The following is a 9552-nucleotide window of genomic DNA, read 5'->3' on the forward strand; positions in this document are numbered from 1 at the left end:
GGATGGTATTCGCGTTGACGTGATCTGCGCATCGACGGCTGGCGTGTCAGTTAGCGTGTCGTAACTTATGACGTGATATATTGATTTTACCAACCGGTTGGTTTGCGATTTCGTTGTCGAGATCGGAATCAACAGGGTCCACGTTTACGGCAACCGCAACCAAACCCAACGCTGACGGCGGCATTGAGGCCGACGTCGTATCAGGAAACGAGGCACGATGAGCGAAAACACCTACCCCAACGTCAACGATCTGACCCTCGAGGAGAAGGCGAGCCTGACTTCGGGCGGCGACGCATGGCATCTGCAGGGTGTGGAGCATAAGGGCATCCCGGGATACATGATCACCGATGGCCCTCACGGACTGCGCAAGGCCAACGCCGTCAGCACCGGTGAAACTGATCTCAACGATTCTGTGCCCGCCACCTGCTTCCCGCCGGCGGCTGGTCTGTCGAGTGCATGGAATCCGGATCTGGCGTTCCGGGTGGGCGAGGCCATGGGCGAGGAATGCATTCAGGAGAAGGTGGCCGTCATTCTCGGTCCCGGCGTGAACATCAAGCGCAATCCGCTGGGCGGTCGTTGCTTCGAGTACTGGTCCGAGGATCCGTTCCTGGCTGGTCATGAGGCCGCGGGTCTGGTCAAGGGCGTGCAGTCCAAGGGCGTGGGCACCTCGCTCAAGCACTTCGCCGTGAACAATCAGGAAACCGACCGTTTGCGCGTGGACGCCCGCGTCTCCCAGCGTGCGCTGCGTGAGATCTACTTCCCGGCTTTCGAGCACATCGTCAAGGACGCCCAGCCGTGGACCATCATGTGCTCCTACAACAAGATCAACGGCGTGCACTCCTCCCAGAACCGCTGGCTGCTCACCGACGTGCTGCGCGACGAGTGGGGATTCAAGGGCATTGTGATGTCCGACTGGGGTGCCGCGCATGATCGTGTGGCCTCCCTGAACGCCGGTCTGAATCTGGAGATGCCGCCGAGCTACACCGACGATCAGATCGTGTACGCCGCACGCGACGGCCGTATCCAGCCCGAACAGCTCGACCGTATGGCTCAGGGCATGATCGATCTGGTGAACAAGTCCCGTGCCGCCATGAGTATCGACGGCTACCGCTTCGATGTGGATGCCCATGATGACGTCGCCCATCAGGCCGCCGTGGAATCCATCGTGCTGCTGAAGAACGATGACGCCGTGCTGCCTGTGGCCGCGGACGCCAAGGTCGCCGTGATCGGTGAGTTCGCGCGCTCCCTGCGCTATCAGGGCGGCGGCTCCTCGCACATCACGCCCACCAAGATGACCGGCTTCCTTGACACGCTCAAGGATCGCGGCATTGACGCGGCCTTCGCACCGGGCTTCACCTTCGCCGACGAGCCGCAGGACCCGGCGCTGACCGCCGAGGCCGTGGATGCCGCCAAGGGCGCCGACGTGGTGCTGCTGTTCCTCGGTCTGCCCGAGGCCGCCGAATCCGAGGGCTTCGACCGCGAGACGCTCGACATTCCCGCCAAGCAGATCGATCTGCTCAAGGAGGTCGCCGTCGCCAACGCGAACGTCGTCGTGGTGCTGTCCAACGGTTCCGTCGTCTCCGTGGCACCGTGGCGCGATCATGCCAAGGGCATCCTCGAGACCTGGCTGCTCGGCCAGTGCGGCGGCCCGGCCATGGCCGATGTGATCTTCGGCGTGCAGAGCCCGTCCGGCAAACTGTCCCAGACCATTCCGATGGACATTCTCGACGATCCGTCCATGCTCAACTGGCCGGGTGAGGAAGGCCACGTCGACTATGGTGAAGGCGTGTTCGTCGGCTACCGCTACTACGACACCTATGGCAAGGAAGTGGCCTACCCGTTCGGCTACGGTCTGAGCTACGCGAGCTTCGAGATCGCCGACGTGACCGTGACCAAGACCGGCGCGAACACCGCGTCCGCCACCGCCACCGTGACCAACACGTCCGACGTGGACGGTGCCGAAGTCGTGCAGGTGTACGTGGCTCCGGGCAAGGCCGATGTCGCCCGTCCGAAGCACGAGCTCAAGGGCTTCGTCAAGGTGTTCCTCAAGGCCGGCGAATCGAAGACCGTGACCGTGGATCTCGACGATCGTGCATTCGCCTACTGGTCCGAGAAATTCAACGATTGGCATGTGGAGTTCGGCGAGTACACGGTCGAGGTGGGCGTGAGCTCCCGCGACATCGTGGCCACCGGCGTGGTCGACCTCGACGGCGATGGCAAGACGCTGCCGCTTGACGAGTGGTCCACCTTCGGCGAGTGGAAGACCGATCCGATCGGTGGGCCGATCGTGGCCGAAATGTACGTCAAGGGCGAGTCCGGCGAGCTGCCCGCGCTGCCGAAGAACGACATGATGGACATGTTCCTCAACTCCATGCCGATCAACAGTCTGACCACGCTGCTCGGTGAGACTGGCAAGGAGTCCACGGCGTTCCTGCTGGACGAGTACGCCAAGGCGACCGCCTGATCGGTCGGCGTCTGATTCCTGGCTGATCGTCGGCGTTGAGTCGTTGGCGTCCGAGTACCGACGGTCGTCAACGTCGACATCTGATTCTTGATTGCTCATCGGTTATGTTCCGCGGCGCTTCTTCTTCCCGGAGGAGCGCCGCTTCTTTTTGGTTGATTATGGCGTGATTATGGTGTGTCATGCGTGGCGCTGATATATACTTTTACTTACCGAATGGTTGTTAGATAACTTGAGCAGTGCAGTCGTACACAATACAGTCGATCGTTCGGAAGATTTTTCACACTTCGACGAGGAAGGACACGCATGACCGCCAACGAAACCACTCACACCGATACGCCGAACATCGTACCGGAAGACACCTCCGCCATGCCGTTCCGCGATCCGTCGTTGAGCGTGGACGAACGCATCGCCGACCTGCTGGGCCGCATGACGCTCAGGGAAAAGATCGGCCAGATGATGCAGCTCGACGCGCGTGGCGATCTTGACGATGAGATCCTGCGAGTGAACGTCGGCTCGATCCTGCACACCAGCCCTGAGAACCTGTATCGTGCGGCCGATCTCGTCAAGCAGACGCGACTGCAGATCCCGCTGATCATCGGCGAGGATCTGATTCACGGCTACTCGTTCTATCCCGGAGCCACCATCTTTCCCGAACAGCTCGGCATGGCCGTCTCGTGGAATCCGGAACTCGTGGAGAAGGCCGCGCGTGTGACCGCGGAGGAAGGTGCGTCTACCGGCGTGCACTGGACCTTCTCACCCGTGCTGTGCATCGCGCGCGACACCCGCTGGGGGCGTGTGGGCGAGACGTTCGGCGAGGACCCGCATCTGATCGGCGAAATGGCCTCGGCCATGGTCCGCGGCTATCAGAAGGGTCCGGCCACGTCCGGCAGCCTCGATAAGGACGCCATCCTGGCCACCGCCAAGCACTTCGCCGGCTATTCCGAAACGCAGGGCGGTCGTGACGCATCCGAGGCGGATCTTTCGCACCGCAAGCTCGCCTCCTGGTTCCTGCCGCCGTTCGAGCGTGTGGCGAAGGAGGGCTGCGGCACGTTCATGCTCGGCTACGAGTCGATCGAGGGCACGCCCGTCACGTTCAACAAGTGGCTGCTGTCCGACGTGCTGCGCGGCGAGTGGGGCTACAAGGGCACGCTGATCACCGACTGGGACAACGTGGGTCGTTCCGTGTGGGAGCAGAAGGTACAGCCCGACTTCGCGCACGCCTCCGCGGCCGCCGTGAAGGCCGGCAACGATCTGGTCATGACCACGCCGCAGTTCTACGAGGGGGCCTACGAGGCAATCCAGAACGGCATGCTCACTGAAGCCGAACTCGATTCCGCAGTGGCGCGCATCCTGGCGCTCAAGTTCCGTCTGGGACTGTTCGAGGACCCGCGTCTGCCGGACGCCGAGCGTATCAAGGCCGTCATCGGTTCGGATGCGCACGGCGAAGCCAATCTGGAACTGGCCCGTCAGTCGGTGGCGTTGCTGCGCAACGATGGCGCACTGCCGTTCGATGTGACCGCCGACGGAACCGGAAAGACCATCGCGGTGGTCGGCCCGCTCGCCGACGACGCGCAGAATCAGCTCGGCGACTGGGCCGGCAGCTCCGGTCAGGTGACCTGGATGCCCGACGGACATCCACGCGAGACCATCACCACCGTCAAGGACGCCTTCGAATCGCTGGTGCCGGACGACTGGACCGTCACGTATTCGCGTGGCGCGAACGTGGTCGACCTCGTCACCGATCCGGCTGGCGAGCTCTACCCCGACGGACAGCCCCGCCCGAAGATCGGCGTTTCCGCGGCCGTCGATCAGCAGCTGCTCGACGAAGCCGTGGCCAGCGCGCGCAAGGCCGATCTGATCGTGGCCGTGGTCGGCGACGTGGTGCAGCTGATCGGCGAGACATGCTCCACCGCCACGCTTGATCTGCTCGGCGGACAGAATGCGCTGCTCGATGCGCTCGCCGATGTTTCACGTGAAACAGGTAAGCCGCTGGTCGTGGTGCTCATGAGTTCCAAGCCGCAGATTCTGCCGGCCAGCATCGTGGGTGAAAACGGCGTCTTCGCCAAGCGAGTGAACGATCCGGAGGCCGGTGCCGGCTCGATCCTGTGGGCACCGAGTCCGGGCATGAAGGGTGGCCAGGCGATCGCCGAGATCATCCTCGGCGTCACCGATCCGAGCGGACGACTGCCGATCACATTCCCGCGTCATGCCGGACAGCTGCCCGTGTACTACAACCAGATCCGCGGCCAGCACGGCGATCGCTACGCCGATCTGACGCAGGACCCGGCCTTCGCGTTCGGCGAAGGTCTGAGCTACACCACGTTCACCTACGGCGACGTCACGATCGAGAACGGTGATACCCCGTTCGGCTCGGACGATGTGATTCACGCCCATGTCGACGTGACGAATACCGGCGATCGTGCCGGCGTGGAGGTCGTGCAGGCCTACGTGAGTGACGTGGTCACATCCGTCAGCTGGACCGATCGTGAGCTCAAGGCGTTCCGCCGCGTGGAGCTCGAGCCGGGCGAAACCAAGACCGTGGAATTCGACATCCCCGTCACCGACTGCTCGATCGTTGGCTCCGACGCTCGACGCTTCGTCGAACCCGGCGAATTCGAACTGCTGATCGGCCACTCCAGCCGTCGTGACGACCTCAACAGCGCCACCTTCGAAGTCCGCTGACGCTGGTTGTCGTCGCTGGTCGGCGTTAGCGTCTCGTCATCTGCCAGCATTCGGCGCTTCACGGCGAGATGGCGATGACAGTATCAATGCGTTCTTGTGCCGTTCCCGAGATCGGTGCAAGAGCGCATTGTTTCACGTGAAACATAAAACAAGTTCTTTGACAAAATCGTTGTTGATTCGATATCGACCGAGAATCACAGCCTTGTTTCACATAGTCGTGTCTGGTTGAGTTCGTCTACGATTATCAGGTGTTCCTCTATATGACGTATGACGGCAGCGCTGTCGTCAGTCGTGCCGCCGTTGATCGCGTCGGCACGGTGATCGTAGATGGTAGATACCGGCCCCACACAAGAAAGGAATCATGACTATGACATCAGCGTCGATGATTGCGTCGGCCACTTTGACAGCCACCACCGCGCTCCCCTATCACATGGCGCCCGTGATAGCCACTACGGGCGGCAAGGTGCAGGGCTATTGGCAGACCGGTTCGTCCGCGGCCTACCTCGGCATTCCATTCGCGGCGGCACCCGTCGGACCCCGACGATTCGCGGCACCGACAGCACCTGAACCGTGGGATGGCGTCCGCCCGGCCATGGCGTACGGTCCCACTCCGCAGCGACGACCGTTCGGCAGTCCCATCGTCACGATTCCCGAACCATCGATTCCCGGCGAATCCACGCTCAACGTCAACGTGTTCACACCCGCGCCGAACGACCGCGACGCCCACCTGCCCGTCTATGTGTGGATCCACGGTGGCGGCTACTTCGCCGGATCCCCCGCATCCCCGTGGTATAACGGTCGCGCGTTCAACGCCAGCGGTGTGGTGACCGTGACCATCTCGTACCGACTCGGATTCGACGGCTTCGGCTGGATGGACGGGGCGCCGCTCAACCGTGGTCTACTCGACCAGATCGCCGCACTTGAATGGGTGCAGGACAACATCGTCGCGTTTGGCGGCGACCCCGACCGCGTGACGATCGGCGGTCAGTCAGCCGGCGGCGGCAGCGTGCTCGCCCTGCTCGCCTCGCCGCGCGCGCATGGACTGTTCCGCGGTGCGATCAGTGAATCCGGTGCGTTCGGCACGCCCACCGCCGAGCAGGCGGTGGCCGGCGGGCGGGCGCTCGCCGAGCGGATCGGCGTGGAACCTACGCGCGAGGCGTGGCTCACGGTCGGGGCCGAGACGATTCTCGACAACGAGCGCGAAGTGAACCACGCCGAAGGTGTTCCCGGGAATGTCGTCGATGCTGATTCACTGATCGACGCCCTGCGCGGCGGATCGATCTGTGACAACGGCATGATCTTCGTGCCGGTGGCGGACGGCGACGTGCTGCCGGAAACGCAGTGGGATGCATTCCGCCACGGCGCGGGCTCGGACGTGGCGCTGTTCATGGGATCCAACCGCAACGAATTCTCCTTCCCCATGCCGGGCGGGCCGTCGTTGGATGACGCCTGCGCTTCATTGGCCAAGGACGGGATTTCCGAGGAGTCGGTCCGACGGTTCACCAATGGCGTGCTGCGCATCGGCGAGGATCGCGTCGCCGGACAGTTCGTCACCGCGTGGACGTTCCGCGTGGGATTGGCGTATCTTGCCGCCTTGCGTGCGCGGTCGGGTGCGGGTTCGCGGACGTGGGCATACGACTTCGCGCAGATGTCGTCGGTCTCGAACGTCAGCGCGCATTGCGAGGAGATTCCGTATGCGTTCAATCTGCTCGATGCGGAGAACGTGACCAACGTACTGGGCGCGGGCGCCTCGCAGTCGCTGGCCGACGCCATGCATGACACCTGGGTCCGTTTTATCACCGACGGTTCATTGACCTCGCCGAGCGCGGACGATAACGATGCATACGGTGCGTTGCGCTTTCAGGGCGGCGGTGCTTCGTATGATGCGGATGCGTACCGCTTTGAACACGAGATGCTGTCCGTCGCGGGCGTGCTGTGACCGCTGTGGCCTGTGATCTGTGGCTGCTCTACCTTAGTGTGATCACACTAAGTGGTAACTATTGTTGCGTGAAAAGGCCCGACCGCTTGTGGCGGTCGGGCCTTGGGGAAGGGGGAAACAAGGAAAGTCTGGGGCGGTCGCCGTGCCGGGCGTTGCGGGACGTGTATCTTGTGGTGCCCGGTTCGGCGACCGCGGGTGGCCTACTTGGCCTTCTTGATGAAGAGGATGATCACGGCACCGGCCATGACGGCCGCGATGGCGCCCGGGAAGGCGAGGGCGTAGGAGCCGGTGGCGATTACGATGGACGAGGTGGCGATCGGGGCGATCACCTGGCCGATGGTGTTGGCGAGGTTGAGGATGCCCAGATCCTTGCCGGCGTCGTCCGGATTCGGCAGCACGTCCACGTTCAGCGCCTGATCGACGGCCATGTAGATGCCGTAGCCGACGGCCATGATGGCGGCGAAGATCAGCATGCTGGTACGCGTCGGGGCGAGCCACGGCACGACCAGACCGATGGCCATGATCGCGGAGGCGACGAACACGGGCAGCTTGCGCTTGCCGAGCTTGTCGGAGATCGGGCCGCCGGCTAGGGCGAAGATCAGGGATACGACCATGACGATGGACGCCATGGTGGACACGGTGGCCGCCGCATCCGTAGTGCTCAGGCCGATGTACTTCTGGCAGACGTAGAGCTGATACCCCATGATCATGTTGTATCCGAAGATCATGAGCAGACGGCCGACGAGGGCAAGGTAGAAGTCGCGGGCACCTTCGATCGGCGGACGGAACTGCATGACGATCTGCTTGACGCTGAACGATTCGCCTTCCTTGGCGACGGCGGGCTGTTCCTTCGGCAGAATGATGATGGTGACCACGCCGGTCAGCACCCAGATCGCCACGCCGATGAGGAATCCTGGACGCGGGTTGGTCACGAATGCGGCGCCGATGATCGCGCCGAGAGACTGGCCGACGATCTGGCCCACGCCGTAGAAGGCGGAAAGCGTACCGCGGATTTTCTGCGGAATGCGGTCGGAGAGGATGGCGACGCACGGGGCGATCATCATGTTCAGGCCGACCTGCAGCACGGACCACCATGTGACGATGCCGGTGAGCGTGACGGCGGTGGACGTCATGTAGTAGGCGATGCCGGCGATGATGCCGCCGGGGATGATCCACGGGGTGCGCTTGCCGAGTTTGCCGTGGGTGGCGTCGGACAGCGCGCCGAAGACCACGTTGGAGATCAGTGCGAAGATGATGCCGATGGAGTTCATCGAGGCGAGGATGGCCTCGGGGGTCATGCCGATGTTGAGATCGTTGAAACGGTTCGGCAGCAGCACCGACGAACCTGCCGAACCGGCCATCATCCACATGATGTTGAAGATGATGAAGCCCGCGGCGAAGCGGATCATCTGGGATTTCGGCATCGGTTTGCCGGTGTCGGGCGCGATGTCGTCGGCGATGGCGACGGTCTTCTCTTCCATGACAACACCTTCCTTGGCGTATATCGGCGTCTGGTACGCCGGTGCGGATATAGAGATGGTTCCCTATGGTCTATTGGCTGGTTTATTCCGATATCAACTTCATTGTTCCGGTGGGCATTTGGTGGTTATCACCAGATAACTTATAAGTTAGTGTGAAGTAACTTAGGTGTCAATTTCGTTGAAAAATGAGGCGTGTTGAAAAAATTGTGAGCGTTGACATGACGGCAGACGCCACGCGAACGCAATTCCTTAGTGTGATCACACTAACGTGGGTGGGTATGAAAGGAATGGCTTGATTTGGCGGTTTTGGGCTCATGGGCTTTCCTTAGTGTGATCACACTAGCGGAATGGTGGTTGAGGGTAACGAGGTGGTGACGTTTTCTTGGACTGTGATCCGGGAGGAGTCATCATGGCGAGGTATACGAGGGAGCAGCGTCGGCGTGCGGTGGAGTTGTATGTGAGGTATGAGTGCTGCGCGGCGGACGCGATCCGGGAGTTGGGGTATCCCAGTCGTGAGGCGTTGCGTATGTGGCATCGGGACTGGCTCGAGGAACAGAGGACGGGAATACCCTCGACGCGTGGCGAGCGGTATTCGCGCTACACGTTGGAGCAGAGGCGGGCCGCGGTGGACCATTACCTGACGCACGGGCGGCGAGCGAGCCGTACGATCCGCCAAATGGGGTATCCGAGCAAGACGCTGCTGGCCTCGGGGATTGACGAGCTCGCGCCCGGCGAACGCCGGCTTCGCCACGGGCCCATACCTGAGGAGCTCAAGCGCGAGGCCGTGCTCAAGGTCGCGTCCGGTGGAGCGAGCTCGCGTGAGGCGGCGGAGGGATTGGGAGTGGATTCGTCGGTAGTGAGAAACTGGAAGCGGCGATTGCTCGACAAGACGAAAGGGGCCGCGGTGGCGAAGGACGAACCGGAACGCAAGGATACCGCACCGCAGGCTGATGCGGATGCGCTGCGCGGCGAGATCGCCTCGCTGA

Annotated in this window: 5 protein-coding genes; 4 read left to right on the forward strand and 1 reads right to left on the reverse strand. The window is 62.5% G+C overall.

The window, feature by feature from the left end; genetic code table 11:
- Nucleotides 1-217 precede the first annotated feature (217 nt).
- The 3 genes from BTIS_RS09135 to BTIS_RS09150 all read left to right on the forward strand — a co-directional run bounded on the left by BTIS_RS09135 (nt 218) and on the right by BTIS_RS09150 (nt 7085).
- Nucleotides 218-2464: an exo-alpha-(1->6)-L-arabinopyranosidase gene (locus tag BTIS_RS09135; protein WP_143248926.1), complete on the forward strand. Its 2247-nt coding sequence runs from the start codon at nt 218-220 to the stop codon at nt 2462-2464.
- Nucleotides 2465-2830: 366 nt separating this feature from the next.
- Nucleotides 2831-5146, forward strand: coding sequence for a glycoside hydrolase family 3 N-terminal domain-containing protein (locus tag BTIS_RS09145; RefSeq protein ID WP_420807017.1), 2316 nt, complete (start codon nt 2831-2833; stop codon nt 5144-5146).
- 361 nt (nt 5147-5507) lie between these two features.
- On the forward strand, nt 5508-7085 hold the full coding sequence (locus BTIS_RS09150) for a carboxylesterase/lipase family protein (RefSeq protein WP_211279449.1): 1578 nt from the start codon (nt 5508-5510) through the stop codon (nt 7083-7085).
- Nucleotides 7086-7285: 200 nt separating this feature from the next.
- Here BTIS_RS09150 and BTIS_RS09155 read toward each other — a convergent pair whose 3' ends face one another.
- Nucleotides 7286-8566 carry an MFS transporter gene (locus BTIS_RS09155; protein ID WP_094664760.1) on the reverse strand — a complete coding sequence of 427 codons (1281 nt, stop codon included), beginning with the start codon at nt 8564-8566 and terminating at the stop codon, nt 7286-7288.
- Nucleotides 8567-8975: 409 nt separating this feature from the next.
- Here BTIS_RS09155 and BTIS_RS09160 point away from each other — a divergent pair.
- On the forward strand, nt 8976-9552 hold a 577-nt coding region (locus tag BTIS_RS09160), incomplete at its 3' end, for a transposase (protein ID WP_143248927.1).

This window comes from Bifidobacterium tissieri (genome assembly GCF_002259645.1).
GTDB lineage: Bacteria > Actinomycetota > Actinomycetes > Actinomycetales > Bifidobacteriaceae > Galliscardovia > Galliscardovia tissieri.